We start from the raw sequence: 15,501 nt of genomic DNA, 5'->3' as shown, positions 1-15,501 counted from the left end.
AACTGACTTCTGGATGGTGTATGAATTATCGATCTGCCTGAAGGCCATCTCAATTTCGCGAACACGAAAAAAAAAACGCTAGGTGACGCCCATGAGCGTCAGCTAGCGTCACCTTTGGAGGTTTAGAACAGGGGAGGGATAAGGTTGAATTCACCTTCTGATGGATGAACCAGTAGCCGCGCTCTCACCTCGACGGGAATCTGAGGAGCATCAATCGGAAAACAGCTGCAGCTGCTGAGAGCGCTACGCAGGTCGATCGACTCGCCTAGGTACTCAAATACTACATGGGCACCAAAAGGACGCCGGAAATTGTCACCCGAAACGCCGATTACCAAGCCGTTGAGAAAACGAAAACGACTTCGGTAGGAGGGATAGATTGCCGACCATATATAGCCCCGGGATGACAGATACTCGCGCTCGACGAGGTAGATCAGATCGGAGGAGGCAAAGCAGAACCCACGGTACTTATTAATACCAAAAGTCTTCGCTTGGTCATCGCCCAACCTCATCCTCTCGAAGGTTTTGCTAAGGATCTTTTCGCCCGAGCGAGTCAAGCGGGTAATCGATTTGATCACCTCTCCCGGCGCGGCGGGAGACATCAAATAAACAAAGTAGTAACCCTGATACTTCGACAACTCGTGCGCAGAGCTGGGAAAAAAATCTACTGGTACTGCACCGTCTGAATCTCGCACTGTATTTTGTGTGGTGAGAAGAGCACGAAAGGATTCATGCTCGGAAAATATTTCTTCCTCATCCACGCCAAAAAAATTGCAGATTTTACGCAGCGTAAAAGGTGAGGGAGTCGCTTGCGCCCCCAAATACTTATTAAACTGCTGACGATTTATATCTAGTGAGCGACACACCTTTGCCACCGACTTATAATATCCGCAGAGAAGTCGCAAATTTTGACTGAAGTCCTGCATCGACTGAGATGAGTTGGAACTGGCCACTAAGAATACCCTCACGCCACATTGACAACACGCTATACTATTCCCCGCTTGGGGTCACGGGTTCAAAAAACGAATGTAAGACACTTGGTGCAGAGGCTCCGCTTTGCCATCCCGTGATCGATGCGAGCTTCAAGCGCGTCCCCCCCGCGGGCCGTGGACTCTCTTGGCCGGTATTGAAAGCCTCCTCATGAAGCGCCACACCGCTTCCCGCATACATGCCAACGGGTTCGAACAACGAAGTGGGGACCTGCACAATACTGCCGCAGACCATCAGGACCACCATGGTTTCCCCAATGGCCCTGGCTGCACCGAGCACCATGGCGGAGAAAATGCCTTGCCTCGCTGCAAGCACGACAATGCGCAGCAGGGTTTGATTCTCGGAAACACCTAGTTCCGCAGCGCCCTGCACATAGGCGACCGGGACCCCCTGGAGGGCTGACTGGGTCAGGACGGAAATGGTCGGGATGATCATCAGGGCTACCACCAGAACACCAGCCAGCAGGCTGGCTCCCGGAGGGCTCCACAGGTTGATGATCGGAACGATGGCACTCACGCCCCAGAGGCCGTAGACCACCGTCGGCACCGCCGCACTGAGTTCCACCAGATTGCGCATCAACCGCGCCAGTCCGGTGGGTGCCTTGAACGTGGTGACCAGCGATATCGCCAGGCTCAACGGCGTAGCCACCAGCAGCGCCCCGATCGTCAGGTAGAGGCTGGCCACGACCATCGGCGTCATATTGAAACTGGCATCCCTCGGCCACCAGCCTTCGTCAGTGAAGAACCGGGTCAAGCCACCCTTGCTGATCAAGGGGAGCGCCTCACCCAGTAGAAACGCAACGATCAGGAACACGATCGCCGCCCCGAGCAAGGCCAGCATGGTCATCGCCGACCAGAACACCCATCCGCGCAGCGCCGATGGCGGCGGTGAGATGGACTCAACGATAGGTAGTGTCATGAATCGGCCCTGGGCAGCAACGCCGGTCGTTATTTCGCGACCGGGATGAAGTACATCCGCGTGACGAAGTCATCGGCCTGCTTCGATTGCGCATAGCCCACGAAGTCCTGGACCTGCTCATTCAACGGCGTCTTGTAGACCAGATTCAGGTCACGGCTGATCGCATACTGCCCTGAGGCCATGGAAGCGGTCGAAGGAACCAGGTCACCCATGGGGATCTGGCGAATGGCCGCGCCGTGCCCAGCTTCGTATTCCGCCGAGCCGATGGAGACATAGCCCTCTGGACTGCCGTCCGAGCCCCTTCATTGATTGACCTAGGGAAATGCACCTGCATAGGCCGCCGCCTGCTTCTATCAAACAAAATGCAACCCATTGTTTTCTAAACACTCAAGCGGCCACCAGTTGATACCCCAGTTTCCGGGCTTTGCGAAGCAAAGCCCGGACCTGCCGGTCTTGGCTTCTGGTTTCGAACTCCTCAAGACCTTGTTCAACATAAGCCTGCTTCTTGGTTAACAGGTTGTACACCAGACGTGCCAACTGATGCGCAGTGGCCTTGATGGCGCAGCTGGTATCCATTCGAGTCAGTCTGGCTCGGTGTGATGCACCAATGAAACCCTTGTCGTTACGGGCATTGGATGCGGCCTGCTTGAGTGCTTGAGCTGCTCGATTGACTATTTTGGGCCCGCCACCTGCCAGTCGATGACCGCCGGAAATTCGGGTAGGGGGAGCCAGTCCCAACCAAGAGCAGAAGTGCTGTGAGGACGGGAAGCGTGATAGATCTGTACCGATCTCCCCTGCCAGCACCAATGCAGTGTCCACCCCAATGGTTGGAATTGCGGTTAGGTCCACGCCAAGAACTTTCCACAATGTCTGATGCAATTCAGTCTGTTGGACACCGTTTCGGTGTGGGCTCCGTAAAGGCTTATTGGATGGCTCTGGCTTGTTTTGCAGCACCGGCAACTGCTCTAACGCGGCTTTTATGGCGTCGTCACAATCAGCAATTTGCTGCTCCAGGAAGTCATAGGCAGCCAATTCCTGAGTTAGCGCATGCAAATGCTCGCGCCGCCAATTGCCATGAAGACTCCGAGCGACAGCCTCCTTGCCTGCCTTGATGCGGCGGTCGGTCAGTTCAGCCAGTTGCACTGGGTCCCGTTCACCTGCGCAGATGGCTCGCAAAATCTTCATGCCAGTTACACCGGAAATATCACTGATGACATTGGCCAGCTGGATGTTCATTTGGCTCATGGCCTTTTGCATACGGTTCAGCGTCTGCGCCTGGTCTTTCACTTTGGAAGCACGCTGCCTGACCAATGACCGGACGCAGCAGGTCAGATCATCGGGGCGGAATGCGCCTCTGAGCAGTCCATGAGTCATCAGCTGCCAAATCCACTGGCAATCCAACACATCTGATTTACGGCCCGTGATTTGCCGAGTTGCTCTGGCATTGACGAGATAAACCTCAAAACCGCGCTCGCTGAGAATCTCGTAAATTGGAATCCAATAAACCCCTGTGGATTCCATGGCAACGACCTTGATCCCCAGGCTTTCAAGCCAGTTAGCCATCTTGAGTAGGTCGTCAGTAAAGGACGTGAACGACTGGACGGGATTTTCGTGCCGGGGATCGACCGCCACGAAATGTTCTCGACCACCGACATCGATCGCCGCGCAATCGGGATGGACGACGGTAAAGCGTTGCTTGGAAGGCTTGCGCGCCATGATGAATCCTCGCAGGATAAAGGGCGCGCGGGGCACACGGTGGCGAAAGGGTTCACTCTCTCATACGTGGTCACAGCTGAATCAGCTGATGCCTACAGGGACTTCACGCCGATACCGTGCGGATCACTCTCCTACGCGGGTGTGCGGACACACACCAGTGCTGGCTACGATCTCTGTCCCGCGCACACGAACCCTAACAAAGCAAAAGGCGGCTGGCCCTACCGGGCCAACCGCCTTTTCTTTTTCAAAATGTCAGCGTCGCTGCGGAACTGAAGCCGTACACCTCATGTTTGCTGCGCGACAGCGCAGCCCGGAAGGGCTGGGTGATCTCCTACAGGAGCCAACGTTGGGCAGGCGCTTTGCTATCGATGCAACGCCGATCAGCAATAACCACCTATTGTTCGTCGTGATCAGCTCCACGAAGCGTCGGAGTGACGTAGAGGGCGTCAAAACCATCGTGGCTGGGGCATGACCGAGATTTCACCGCTGGCCACCATCGAACGGTTCGATAGCAGCGCTGCTGTGCTGGCGGTTTGATTTCGGTGACGACGGCCTTCGCCCCGAGGCTCCAAGAAGCTCCTATCCCAAATCCCAATGCCACGTTAGAGCGTCCCAGCCCGCACCGTTGCTGGCTGCGACAGCTTTAATTCTCTAACGCATTTGAGTAAACCAATATTTTTGAGTGTTGCGACAGTTTTGCGCTTTCTCTGAGATGGGCTGCAAGGCCCGAGAATCGTGGACCCAATGCGACAGTTTTAATTCTCTAAATCCACAGCTTGTGGATTTAGAGAGTTAAAGCTGACGCAGGATAATTAAAACTGTCGCAGGAGGCGGTGAGTCCACCGCGCCGCCGCCTGCAATGTTCCTGCTCCTTGAAGTTGCCTCACTCGTTCGACGCTGGCTTTTGGGCAATGACGTCAACATGCACGCGATCATCAGCATGCTTAAAACACGAAGCCATGCCCGAGCTCTCTCTCCATCCACGCCAAGAAACGCCTGACCCTTTCGAACCCTGAATGCGCTTTCGGAAACACCAGATGATGGGCTGCCACAGGCGCGCTGAAGATGTGTGGTACGACTTCCACCAGTGTTCCGGACGCAAGGTACTTCTGCGCTAACAACGTACTTTCGAGTGCAAAACCCAGCCCGTGACTGGCGGCCTCCAGGGACATGTAGGAACGATCGAAGCTCAACGCGTAGGGCTTTTCCGGGCGGGCGAGACCGTGTCGGGCGAACCAGGCCGGCCATTTCAACAATGTGGCCTCGGAGAGAATCAAGTCCCGACGCAGTAGATCCGACGCGTCGTCGATCCTATGCCGGGCCAGCAGTTTCGGTGAGGCCAGCACGGCAAATGCCTCATTGCCTAAGGTGCGCACCTCGTAGCTAGGCCAATTGGGTTCGCCATGGCGAATGTCTACGTCAATCTTGTCTCGACTGAAATGCAGAGATTCATAAGAGCACGACAAGTTGATCTGGATATCCGGGTGCGCCATCCGAAATGCTTCCAGCCTTGGCATTAGCCACAGCAGGCCGAAACTCGGTGACGAATGCAAACGCAGGCAATCGAGGCTGACGTCGCTGCTGGCCCGTTCTGTGGCGACGGAAAGACTGTGCAGAATGCCGGAAACGTCTTTCAGATACTGCTCGCCAATGGGGGTCAGGCTGACGCCTCGCGCCGCGCGAAAGAACAGTTGTCGACCAATCATTGCTTCGAGCTTGGCCAATTGATGACTGACAGCCGAAGGGGTGAGGTCTAGCACTTCCGCTGCGCGGGCAACATTACCGAAGCGAGCAGTTTGCTCAAAGGCCTGAATCGCTCTCAGGGGTGGAAGGGCCGGCGCGGTATCGTCAACAGATCGCATATCAGTCACTTCGCTCGCAGCGCATATTTTTATTGGGGACCTTCATTCAATCATTTAGCAATCAGGGTGACGAGTGCTGAATTTTTTTCAGCACCCAATGATTTTTGCGTTATTGCTCAGGGCCTGGGCCGAGACCAAAGTAGGCCCATCGATTCCGCTGAATCGACCCTATAAAAACAATCAGAGGTCACACCCATGCTTCTTCAAGGCAAAGTCGCAATCATCACTGGCGCCGCATCGGCACGCGGGATCGGCCGGGCAACTGCGGCCACATTCGCTGCTCAAGGTGCCCGCGTGGTGATCCTCGATCTGGATGAAGCCGCTGCCCGCGATGCCGCAGCGTCTCTTGGCGAAGGGCATCTCGGCCTGGCCGCCAACGTCGCCGATCAGGCACAGGTAAACCAGGCCGTTGCGCAGATCATCGAGCACTTTGGCCGCATCGACGTGCTGGTCAACAACGCTGGCATCACCCAACCCCTCAAGACCCTGGACATCAAGCACAGCGACTACGACAAGGTACTCGACGTCAGCCTGCGCGGCACTCTGCTGATGTCTCAGGCCGTCATTCCCCTGATGCGCGAGCAACGTTCGGGCAGCATTGTCTGCATGTCCTCGGTATCGGCACAGCGTGGCGGCGGCATCTTCGGTGGCCCGCACTACAGCGCAGCGAAAGCGGGGGTACTGGGCCTGGCCAAGGCCATGGCACGAGAGCTGGGGCCGGATAACGTGCGCGTGAACGCCATCGCCCCGGGTCTGATTCACACGGACATCACTGGCGGTTTGATGCAGGACGATCGTCGCCACGCAATCATCGACGGTATTCCACTGGGCCGTCTGGGCGAAGCGCAAGACGTCGCTAACGCCGCTTTGTTCCTGGCCAGCGATCTGTCGACCTACCTGACCGGAATCACCCTGGATGTAAACGGCGGCATGCTCATTCACTGATGCACATTGCGTCAGCCCGTGCGGCTGACGCTGTTCTGAATCGATAAAAACAAGAGATCAGACCATCATGATTACCACCCTGTCATTGGACGCGGTTTCGGCCGTGCGCTCCAACGCATACCGCAAGACTGCCTGGCGACTGATGCCGTTCCTGATGCTGTGCTACCTGTGTGCCTATCTGGACCGGGTAAACGTGGGGTTCGCCAAGTTGCAGATGATGAGCGACCTGGCCCTAAGCGAGGCCGTTTATGGCCTGGGCGCCGGCATGTTCTTCATTGGCTACTTTCTCTGCGAAGTGCCCAGCAATCTGATCCTGCACAGGGTCGGCGCACGCCGCTGGATCGCCCGGATCATGATTTCCTGGGGGATCATTTCCGCCCTCTTTGCCTTCGTTGAAACCGCCTGGCAGTTTTATGCCCTGCGTTTTCTGCTTGGCATCGCTGAAGCGGGTCTGGCTCCGGGCCTGTTGTTGTACCTGACCTACTGGTTCCCGTCCTACCGTCGCGCAAAGATGACCGTGCTTTGGTTCGTCGCGATTCCATTGTCGGGGATGATTGGCGGCCCACTGTCAGGTTGGATCATGAATCAGTTCGCAGGTTTTCATGGCTGGGCGGGCTGGCAGTGGATGTTCGTCATCGAGGCAATTCCAACCGTCATCGTCGGCTTGTTGGTACTGACCTATCTCAAAGATGGCGTGCATCAGGCCACCTGGCTGACCGATGAAGAAAAGGAACTGGTTACCAAGGAGCTCGCCGAGGACAACGCCCACAAGGTCACTCATGCCTCACCTCGGGAATTCATCCGCGATCGCCGCCTATGGCTGCTGGCCTGCATCTACTTCTGTGTAGTCATGGGCCAGTACGCGATCACCTTCTGGCTGCCGACCCTGATCCGCAATGCCGGGGTATCGGACCCACTGCACATCGGCATGCTGACCAGCCTGCCTTACATGTGCGCCATCGTCGCCATGCTGTTGATGGGCCGTAGCGGCGACAAGCATCGCGAACGTCGCTGGCATTTGGTTGCTCCGATGATCGCAGGCGCCATCGGCCTGACACTGGCGGCGCTGCTGGGTGGCAACCTGCTGCTGTCGGTACTCAGCCTGTGCCTTGCAGCAGCTGGCGTGCTCTCGGCTTCCTCACTGTTCTGGATGCTGCCCACTACGCTGCTCGGCGGTGTGTCAGCCGCAGCAGGTATCGCCGGTATCAACAGTTTCGCCAACCTTGCCGGGTTCTGCTCGCCTTACCTGATCGGTTGGATCACCACTTCCACCGGTTCCAGTGCCATCGGCATGTACCTGATCACCGCAGTGCTGATCGCGGGGGCCACGCTGGTCCTGCGCATTCCCGCCGCATCGGTCAATCGTTAACTCGCTGGAGTAGTCACCATGACTGTCAACGCACCCGACACTTCGCTCTCGGCGCTCGCCGAACGCGCTTACAACATTCGCCGCCATGCCCTGCGCATGGGGCAGGTCCAGGGCCAGGGTTATGTCGGCCAGGCCCTCGGCGCCGCTGACTTGCTGGCCGTGTCGTACTTCCATGCGCTGCGCTATCAGCCCCACAACCCCGAATGGGAGCAACGCGACCGCTTTTACCTGTCCATCGGTCACTACGCCATCGCCCTGTATGCAGCGCTGATCGAAGCCGGCGTGATCCCCCTGGAGGAACTGGAAACCTATGGTTCGGACGACAGCCGCCTGCCGATGTCGGGCATGGCCGCCTACACGCCGGGCATGGAAATAACCGGGGGGTCGCTCGGCCACGGCTTGGGCATAGCGGTCGGCGCCTGCCTGGGCCTGAAGCGCAAGAAATCGGATTCGTTTGTCTACAACCTGCTTTCGGACGGCGAATTGAACGAGGGATCAACCTGGGAAGCCGCGATGTCGGCCTCACATTGGAAACTGAACAACCTCATCGCAATCATCGACGTCAACAACCAGCAAGCCGACGGCTACTCCAGCGAAGTGCTGGCCTTCGAGCCCATCGTTGACCGTTGGCAGGCGTTTGGCTGGTTTACCCAGCGCGTGGACGGCAACGACATCGGCGCCCTGGTCGCCGCGTTCGACGCCGCACGCAACCATCAAGGGGCACAGCCGCGGGTCATCATCTGCGATACCAAGATGGGCAAGGGTGTGGACTTTCTCGAGTCACGTGAAAAAACCCACTTCATCCGCGTCGATGAAAACGAGTGGGATCTGGCATTGCAAAACCTTCAGGTCGGGAGAACTGTATGAGCCGCCTAAACACCACCGAAACCGGCAAGAAGCGCCTGACAACCTCGGCCATGATCGCTTCGATCGCTGCCGAGGGCCAGGCCACCCGCTCAGCGCCGTTCGGTCATGCGTTGGCGGCACTGGCCGAACAGCGTTCGGACATCGTCGGCCTGTCGGCGGACCTGTCCAAGTACACCGACCTGCACATTTTCGCGAAGGCGCACCCGGACCGTTTTTATCAGATGGGTATGGCCGAGCAATTGCTGATGAGTGCAGCCGCTGGCATGGCACGCGAAGGCTGCGTGCCGTTCGCCACCACGTACGCGGTATTCGCCTCGCGCAGGGCCTATGATTTTATCTGCATGGCCATCGCCGAGGAGAACCTCAACGTCAAGATCGTCTGCGGGTTGCCGGGCTTGACCACCGGTTACGGCCCCAGCCACCAGGCAACGGATGATCTGGCAATCTTCCGCGCCATGCCGAACCTGATGATCGTCGACCCATGCGACGCTCTGGAAATCGAGCAGGCGGTGCCTGCCATCGCCGCCCATCAGGGACCGGTGTACATGCGCCTGCTGCGCGGCAACGTGCCGCTGGTATTGGATGAATATGGCTACAAGTTCGAGATCGGCAAGGCCAAGATCCTGCGAACCGGAAAGGACGTGCTGATCATTTCCACCGGTCTGATGACCATGCGTTCGCTAGAGGCCGCAGCGCAGTTGCAGAAGGATGGCGTCGATGTGGCAGTACTGCACGTACCCACCATCAAGCCACTGGACGAACAGACGATTCTGGCTGAGGCACGCAAGTCCGGACGGTTGGTGGTCACCGCCGAAAACCATTCGATCATCGGCGGCCTGGGCGAGGCGGTGGCGGGCCTGCTGCTGCGCAACGGAGTAACGCCGACATTCCGCCAGATCGCCTTGCCCGATGCCTTCCTCGATGCCGGCGCTCTGCCGACGCTGCATGACCGCTACGGTATCTCCACCGATGCAGTGAGCGCGCAGATCAAGGCTTGGCTGTGACTTGATACCTGAAGATAGAGCCGGCCGGAATTGAAGGCGGCTCTATCCCTGTATGCCCGCAAAGCGAATGCCGAAGGCAAGGGCATGGCCTGACGCAGCGAATGGGGCTCGTCAGATTTGCATGGCCATGCCATCCACATTCATCGCCGCCTGGCGCAGGGCCTCGGAGCGCGTCGGGTGAGGGTGGCAGGTGAGGGCGATATCTTCTGCCGAGGCCGAGAACTCCATAGCCACGCAGAACTCACCAATCATCTCGCTGACGCTTGGGCCCACCAGGTGCACACCCAGTACTTCATCGGTTTCGGCATCGGCGATGACCTTGGCGAAGCCTTCGGTCTCGTGGTTGATCTTGGCACGGCTGTTGGCGGTGAAGGGGAACTTGCCAACCTTGTAGGCACGCCCTTCGGCCTTGAGCTGCTCTTCAGTCTTGCCCACAGTGGCCATCTCCGGGCGGGTATAGATCACCCCAGGGATGAGGTTGTAGTTGACCTCGTGGGGCTTGCCGGCGATGCGTTCGATACAGGCCACCGCTTCGTCTTCGGCCTTGTGCGCCAGCATCGGGCCCGAAGTGACGTCGCCAATCACCCAGACACCCGGCACTGAGGTACGGTGGTGCTCGTTGCTGAGCATGCCGCGCTTGTCGGCTTCCAGGCCCACGCTTTCCAGGTTCAGCCCTTTTGTATAAGGGCGGCGGCCGATAGCCACCAACACGTAATCGGCTTGCAGCGATTCTGCAGTACCACCGGCGGCAGGCTCCAGCGTCAGGCTGACGCCATCGGCACCTGCGGTAGCCTGAGTCACTTTGCTGCCCAGCTTGAACACCATGCCTTGCTTGGCGAGCGCCTTCTGCAGGGCCTTGGCCGTTTCCGTGTCAGTGCCTGGGCAGATGCGGTCCAGGTATTCGATGACAGTGACCTGGCTACCCAGGCGGCGCCAGACCGAACCCAGCTCAAGACCGATCACGCCAGCACCGATGACGACCAGGTGCTTGGGCACTTGCGGCAGCGACAGCGCGCCGGTCGAGTCGATGATGCGCTGGTTGTCGACGGTCACACCTGGCAGAGGGGTGGGCTCAGAGCCGGTGGCAATGACGATGTCCTTGGCCTGCAACGCGGTTTCGCTACCGTCTTCGGCCTTGACCACGACCTTGCCGATGCCATCCAGGCGGCCCCAGCCTTTGATCCACTCGACCTTGTTCTTGCGAAACAGGTATTCGATGCCCTTGGTCAGGCCTGTCACGCTCTCGTCCTTCTGTTTCATCATCTGGGCGAGGTTGAGGGTGGGCTTTACTTCGATACCGAGGTGGGCGAACTCGTCACCGCTGGCAGCTTCGTAAAGCTCCGAAGCATGCAGCAGCGCCTTGGATGGCATGCAGCCGACGTTCAGGCAGGTACCGCCCAAGGTCGAGCGGCCTTCCACGCAGGCAACGCTCAGGCCCAACTGGCCAGCACGGATGGCTGCGTTGTAGCCGCCAGGGCCACCGCCGATGATCACCACGTCATAGGATTTCATGGGTTCAACTCCAGGATGTAGAAGCGCGAGAGGGCACAAGGTTAAGCTGAGATGCAGTGATTGTATACAATCTGCTGTGTGGATAAGATCAGTTGGTTCTAGACCAAGGTCTTGCTTAGAGGAAACATCCTACAGATGAACTACTCTGATCCGGTGACGTTCGAAATATTAGGCGTCGTGGCCAATTACGGACAGGAGGGGTGTTTCATGCTTGCTCAACTTCCACCTGCATTGCAGAGCTTGCATCTGCCGCTGAGGCTGAAGCTGTGGGACGGTAACCAGTTTGATCTTGGGCCTAGTCCTCAGGTCACCATTCTGGTGAAGGAGCCGCAGCTGATCAGCCAGTTGACCCACCCAAGCATGGACCAGCTAGGCACCGCATTCGTCGAAGGCAAGCTGGAGCTGGAAGGCAATATCGGTGAGGCCATCCGCGTGTGCGACGAGCTGAGCGAAGCGCTGCTGGCGGATGAGGATGAAACGCCGCCGCCACGTGTGTCTCATGACAAGAGCACCGACGCCAAAGCCATCTCCTACCACTATGACGTGTCCAACGCGTTCTACCAGCTTTGGCTGGACCAGGACATGGCCTATTCTTGCGCCTACTTCCGTGAGCCGGACAATACGCTCGACCAGGCGCAGCAGGACAAGTTTGACCACCTGTGCCGCAAGCTGCGTCTGGATGCCGGTGACTACCTGCTCGATGTTGGCTGTGGCTGGGGCGGGCTGGCGCGGTTCGCTGCCCGTGAATATGGCGCCAAGGTGTTCGGCATTACCCTGAGCAATGAGCAATTGAAGCTCGGCCGCAAGCGTGTGCAAGCGGAAGGGCTTGCCGACAAGGTCGACCTGCAGATTCTCGATTACCGCGATCTACCCCAGGATGGTCGCTTCGACAAGGTTGTCAGCGTGGGTATGTTCGAGCATGTCGGGCATGCCAACCTGGCGCTGTACTGCCAGAAGCTGTTCGGGGCGGTGAGGGAAGGTGGGCTGGTGATGAACCACGGCATCACTGCCAAGCACGTCGATGGCCGACCGGTCGGGCGCGGGGCGGGTGAGTTCATCGATCGCTATGTATTCCCCCACGGCGAACTGCCGCACCTGTCGATGATCAGCGCCAGTATCTGTGAAGCCGGGCTGGAGGTGGTGGACGTGGAGAGCCTGCGCCTGCACTACGCTAAAACCTTGCACCACTGGAGCGAGAACCTGGAGAACCAATTGCACAAGGCGGCAGCGCTGGTGCCTGAGAAGACCCTGCGGATCTGGCGTTTGTACTTGGCCGGGTGTGCCTACGCCTTTCAGAAGGGCTGGATCAACCTGCACCAGATATTGGCCGTGAAGCCATACGCCGACGGGCATCATGACCTGCCTTGGACGCGGGAAGACCTGTACCGCTGAAATCGTAAGTGTCACAGCGCTGATATGGCTTTGCAGGAGTGGCCTTGTGTTGCGAAAGGGCCGCAATGCGGCCCCTGCATTTCATCTGTGCAGCCTATATTGCTGGGGCCGCGTTACGGCCCTTTCGCGGTAAAGGTCGCTCTCACAACGGGCGTGCTCACCTTAAAGAATCGGCGATATCAGCCGCGCAATCCGCATCCCCAACTGCTGTAGTCGATGGGTGTCTTGGGTGTCTTCTGCAGTAATTTCCCGCGCGTGTTCGAAGTCTTCGTGGAGCATGTGCTCGACCTGGTCAGCGAAGCCGCGATCGACTGTCAGCAGGGTAATCTCGAAGTTCAGGCGGAACGAGCGGTTGTCCAGGTTGGCACTCCCAATCGCGCTGACGTCATCATCCACCAGCACCACCTTCTGATGCAGAAACCCGGGTTGGTAACGGAACATACGTACCCCCGCGCGCACCGCTTCGAAGGCAAACAGGCTGGAGGCGGCGTAGACGATGCGGTGGTCCGGCCGTGACGGGATGAGCACCCGCACATCGACTCCTCGTAGTACCGCCAGCCGCAAGGCGGCGAACACGGCCTCGTCAGGGATGAAGTAGGGGCTGGTGATCCACACCCTGCGGGTGGCCGAATGAATCGCTTCAAGGAAGAACAGCGAGCAGGTTTCTTGTGGGTCTGCCGGGCCGCTGGCCAGGGCCTGACACAGTACGCCGTTATCCGGGTACGTATCGGGCAGGATCAGCGGCGGTAGCTGGCGCGTGGCCCAGTACCAGTCCTCGGCGAACGACTCTTGCAGGCAGGCCAGTACCGGCCCGCTGATCTGTACGTGGGTGTCACGCCAGGGTGAAAGCTGTGGGTGTTCACCCAAATACTCGTCTCCCACGTTGTGACCGCCAATGAAGCCGAGCAAGCCATCCACCACCACAATCTTGCGATGGTTGCGGAAGTTCACCTGGAAGCGGTTGAACCAGCCGCGACGGGTGGCGAATGCATGGATCTGCACGCCGCCGTCACGCAGCATCTGGCTGTAGCTGGCCGGCAAGGCGTGGCTGCCGACACGGTCGTACAGCACGAACACCTGCACGCCTTCGGCGGCTTTGCGTAGCAAAAGTTGCTGCAGTGCCTTGCCGAGGGTGTCGTCATGAATGATGAAGAACTGCACCAATACCACATCGCGTGCTTTTTCGATGGCTGCGAAGATGGCATCGAAGGTGGCCTTGCCATTGATCAGCAGTTTTACCTGGTTATTTGCCAGGCATGGCATGCGACCCAGCTTGGGCATCGCCCGCAACGCTGCGTAGCTTTCGGACTCGCGGGCGGTAAGGGCTTCTTCAACCCAAGGTCGCCAGTTGAGGTTGGCCATGGCCACGTGCATTTCCTGGTTGGCCTGACGCCGAGCCTTGATGTAGGCGTAGAACGAGCGGGCGCCGAAGATCAGGTAGGGGATCAAGGTGAGGTAGGGGATGAAGAGCAAGGGCATCGCCCACGCAATGGCTCCCTGAGCTGTCCGCACGGTGAACAGCGCATGCAGTGCGGCGACTATACCCAGCAGATGGATCATGCCGAGTAGGTAACCAAAGAAGTAGGGGCTGTGGTAATCCATATGCATCCTGCTTGCCGAGTACACTTGAGGTAACAGAACACGTTCCCGGTCCGCCTGCAACCCGCAGGCGGATTTGGCGTCTAAGGCTCAGTCCGGCCCGTTTGACCGGTTTTTTTCCAGGAGCGTTCGTCCATGAAGATTCGTCTGCCACTGTTGGCGTTGGCCCTAGGCATGAGCAGTCCGCTGGTGCAAGCCCAGATGCTGCAACCGGGGTTGTGGGAGCTGACCACCAGCAACATGCAGGTCGATGGCAAGCCGCTACCCGACATGGAATTCATGCTTGGCCAGTTGAAGAACCTGCCGCCAGAGCAGCGCGCAATGATGGAGGGGGTGTTGGCCAAACAAGGGGTCAGTGTAGGTGGCAAGGGTGTGCGTTCGTGCCTGACACCAGAACAGGTGGCAACGAATGACATTCCGCTGCAGGACCCGAAATCGGGCTGCACTCAGAAGATTACCGACCGTACCGGTAACGTGTGGAAATTCCAGTTCAGCTGCCCGAAGGCACAGGGTAGTGGCCAGGCTACATTTCTCAGTGATCGGGAATTCACCACCCAGGTCAGTGGCACGTTCAACGCTTCGGGTGTGCAGCAGCAAGGCAGCATGAACACGCGTGCGGTGTGGCTAGGCAATGACTGCGGGACAGTCAAACCGCGCAGCTGAAGTTCCATTGCCACTGGCTGGTGGCAACCGCGTCGTGGGCATGCAGCCTCTGTTGCCGTTCGAGCAGCCGAGCATGGCCAGTTCCAGAAGTCGGTAGGGAAACGAATAGTTCCACGTGGAACATTTCGTTTTCAATCCTTGCCTCGACGCGGTTAAGGCATAGCTTTTCGGCCTGAGAACGGCTGATCAAGGCAGGCGTTTTCAGCTAGCGCTCGAAGCTGATGTGCAAATAGGCGGCAGTAGAGGCAAAGCCTTCAAAACAAAAGAAGGCATCAACGGCAGCCCTCGATCAAGCTGCAATGCAGCTTGAAGCGCTCCCCACTGGAACTCGATACGCGGTTCAAGGTGGTCCAGCCTACTCGGCGGCTGTAACCCACCCAGGCCTCACCATTGCTGGCCAGGCCGGTAAAAAAAGTCAACGTGCCATAGCGGCTGTTGGTTTGCGCCCATAGTCGGCGGCTGCTGAAGTCATAGCCGCGAAGGTAGAACGTGCTGCCTTCGGTGCGCACGCTGTAGTAGTTGCCTTTGCCGTCCTGGCAAGCGAGCAGCGTCGCGCTTCGCGTACAAAGGGCCAATGCACCGTTTTGCGGCATGGCCAACAGCGAGGCAGGCATGGTGAGCACCAGCAATGCCATGACGCGTGGCAGATTCATTTTTCATCCCCTGT

At 58.3% G+C, this 15,501-nt stretch carries 14 protein-coding genes; 6 read left to right on the top strand and 8 right to left on the bottom strand.

Annotated elements, in window-relative coordinates; genetic code table 11:
• Positions 1-122: 122 nt before the first annotated feature.
• From AC3WLP_RS06935 to AC3WLP_RS06915, 5 genes are all read right to left on the bottom strand, one after another.
• The gene (locus AC3WLP_RS06935) at positions 123-950 is read right to left on the bottom strand and encodes a helix-turn-helix domain-containing protein (RefSeq protein WP_088512631.1); all 828 of its coding nucleotides are present in this window, start codon (positions 948-950) and stop codon (positions 123-125) included.
• Between the two features lie 37 nt (positions 951-987).
• Positions 988-1,905 (bottom strand): PstC family ABC transporter permease, encoded by a 918-nt coding sequence (locus AC3WLP_RS06930; RefSeq protein WP_088512630.1) that lies wholly within the window; start codon positions 1,903-1,905, stop codon positions 988-990.
• Positions 1,906-1,934: 29 nt separating this feature from the next.
• A complete protein-coding gene (locus AC3WLP_RS06925) occupies positions 1,935-2,117 on the bottom strand; it encodes a hypothetical protein (protein ID WP_088512629.1) in 183 nt (60 codons plus the stop codon).
• Between the two features lie 175 nt (positions 2,118-2,292).
• The gene (locus tag AC3WLP_RS06920; protein ID WP_004577239.1) at positions 2,293-3,621 is read right to left on the bottom strand and encodes an IS110-like element ISPpu9 family transposase; all 1,329 of its coding nucleotides are present in this window, start codon (positions 3,619-3,621) and stop codon (positions 2,293-2,295) included.
• Positions 3,622-4,565: 944 nt separating this feature from the next.
• Positions 4,566-5,483, bottom strand: a complete 918-nt coding sequence (locus tag AC3WLP_RS06915) for a LysR substrate-binding domain-containing protein (protein ID WP_088512627.1) — start codon at positions 5,481-5,483, stop codon at positions 4,566-4,568.
• A gap of 195 nt (positions 5,484-5,678) precedes the next feature.
• On the opposite strand from AC3WLP_RS06915, the gene AC3WLP_RS06910 reads away from it, so the two are divergent.
• From AC3WLP_RS06910 to AC3WLP_RS06895, 4 genes are all read left to right on the top strand, one after another.
• Positions 5,679-6,428, top strand: coding sequence for an SDR family NAD(P)-dependent oxidoreductase (locus AC3WLP_RS06910; protein ID WP_014754902.1), 750 nt, complete (start codon positions 5,679-5,681; stop codon positions 6,426-6,428).
• A 67-nt stretch (positions 6,429-6,495) separates the two neighbouring features.
• A complete protein-coding gene (locus AC3WLP_RS06905; protein ID WP_064491862.1) occupies positions 6,496-7,797 on the top strand; it encodes an MFS transporter in 1,302 nt (433 codons plus the stop codon).
• Positions 7,798-7,815: 18 nt separating this feature from the next.
• Positions 7,816-8,664 carry a transketolase gene (locus AC3WLP_RS06900; RefSeq protein ID WP_019752825.1) on the top strand — a complete coding sequence of 283 codons (849 nt, stop codon included), beginning with the start codon at positions 7,816-7,818 and terminating at the stop codon, positions 8,662-8,664.
• A complete protein-coding gene (locus AC3WLP_RS06895) occupies positions 8,661-9,668 on the top strand; it encodes a transketolase family protein (protein ID WP_088512626.1) in 1,008 nt (335 codons plus the stop codon). Before AC3WLP_RS06900 ends, AC3WLP_RS06895 begins: the two co-directional genes overlap by 4 nt.
• Positions 9,669-9,779: 111 nt before the next feature.
• Here the strand turns inward: AC3WLP_RS06895 and lpdA are convergent, their stop codons facing one another.
• A complete protein-coding gene (lpdA, locus tag AC3WLP_RS06890) occupies positions 9,780-11,180 on the bottom strand; it encodes a dihydrolipoyl dehydrogenase (protein ID WP_088512625.1) in 1,401 nt (466 codons plus the stop codon).
• Positions 11,181-11,387: 207 nt separating this feature from the next.
• Between lpdA and cfaB the strand changes: the two genes are divergently transcribed.
• Positions 11,388-12,572 carry a C17 cyclopropane fatty acid synthase CfaB gene (cfaB, locus tag AC3WLP_RS06885; protein ID WP_088512624.1) on the top strand — a complete coding sequence of 395 codons (1,185 nt, stop codon included), beginning with the start codon at positions 11,388-11,390 and terminating at the stop codon, positions 12,570-12,572.
• Positions 12,573-12,734: 162 nt separating this feature from the next.
• Here the strand turns inward: cfaB and cls are convergent, their stop codons facing one another.
• Positions 12,735-14,174: a cardiolipin synthase gene (gene cls / locus AC3WLP_RS06880; protein WP_012054132.1), complete on the bottom strand. Its 1,440-nt coding sequence runs from the start codon at positions 14,172-14,174 to the stop codon at positions 12,735-12,737.
• Positions 14,175-14,306: 132 nt separating this feature from the next.
• On the opposite strand from cls, the gene AC3WLP_RS06875 reads away from it, so the two are divergent.
• Positions 14,307-14,834 carry a DUF3617 domain-containing protein gene (locus tag AC3WLP_RS06875; RefSeq protein WP_003253248.1) on the top strand — a complete coding sequence of 176 codons (528 nt, stop codon included), beginning with the start codon at positions 14,307-14,309 and terminating at the stop codon, positions 14,832-14,834.
• Between the two features lie 272 nt (positions 14,835-15,106).
• On the opposite strand, the gene AC3WLP_RS06870 is transcribed toward AC3WLP_RS06875, so the two are convergent.
• A complete protein-coding gene (locus AC3WLP_RS06870) occupies positions 15,107-15,487 on the bottom strand; it encodes a hypothetical protein (RefSeq protein WP_004575191.1) in 381 nt (126 codons plus the stop codon).
• Positions 15,488-15,501 lie beyond the last annotated feature (14 nt).

Source organism: Pseudomonas sp. FW305-E2 (assembly GCF_058782925.1).
Note: the sequence above shows the minus strand (reverse complement) of the source record. Positions and strands in the feature narration are given on the sequence as shown.

Coding starts and splice junctions, on each gene's coding strand:
- AC3WLP_RS06930 (WP_088512630.1), bottom strand. CDS start 1,905: ATGACACTACCTATCGTTGAGTCCATCTCACCGCCGCCATCGGCGCTG.
- AC3WLP_RS06925 (WP_088512629.1), bottom strand. CDS start 2,117: ATGGGTGACCTGGTTCCTTCGACCGCTTCCATGGCCTCAGGGCAGTAT.
- AC3WLP_RS06920 (WP_004577239.1), bottom strand. CDS start 3,621: ATGGCGCGCAAGCCTTCCAAGCAACGCTTTACCGTCGTCCATCCCGAT.
- AC3WLP_RS06915 (WP_088512627.1), bottom strand. CDS start 5,483: ATGCGATCTGTTGACGATACCGCGCCGGCCCTTCCACCCCTGAGAGCG.
- AC3WLP_RS06910 (WP_014754902.1), top strand. CDS start 5,679: ATGCTTCTTCAAGGCAAAGTCGCAATCATCACTGGCGCCGCATCGGCA.
- AC3WLP_RS06905 (WP_064491862.1), top strand. CDS start 6,496: ATGATTACCACCCTGTCATTGGACGCGGTTTCGGCCGTGCGCTCCAAC.
- AC3WLP_RS06900 (WP_019752825.1), top strand. CDS start 7,816: ATGACTGTCAACGCACCCGACACTTCGCTCTCGGCGCTCGCCGAACGC.
- AC3WLP_RS06895 (WP_088512626.1), top strand. CDS start 8,661: ATGAGCCGCCTAAACACCACCGAAACCGGCAAGAAGCGCCTGACAACC.
- lpdA (WP_088512625.1), bottom strand. CDS start 11,180: ATGAAATCCTATGACGTGGTGATCATCGGCGGTGGCCCTGGCGGCTAC.
- cfaB (WP_088512624.1), top strand. CDS start 11,388: ATGCTTGCTCAACTTCCACCTGCATTGCAGAGCTTGCATCTGCCGCTG.
- cls (WP_012054132.1), bottom strand. CDS start 14,174: ATGGATTACCACAGCCCCTACTTCTTTGGTTACCTACTCGGCATGATC.
- AC3WLP_RS06875 (WP_003253248.1), top strand. CDS start 14,307: ATGAAGATTCGTCTGCCACTGTTGGCGTTGGCCCTAGGCATGAGCAGT.
- AC3WLP_RS06870 (WP_004575191.1), bottom strand. CDS start 15,487: ATGAATCTGCCACGCGTCATGGCATTGCTGGTGCTCACCATGCCTGCC.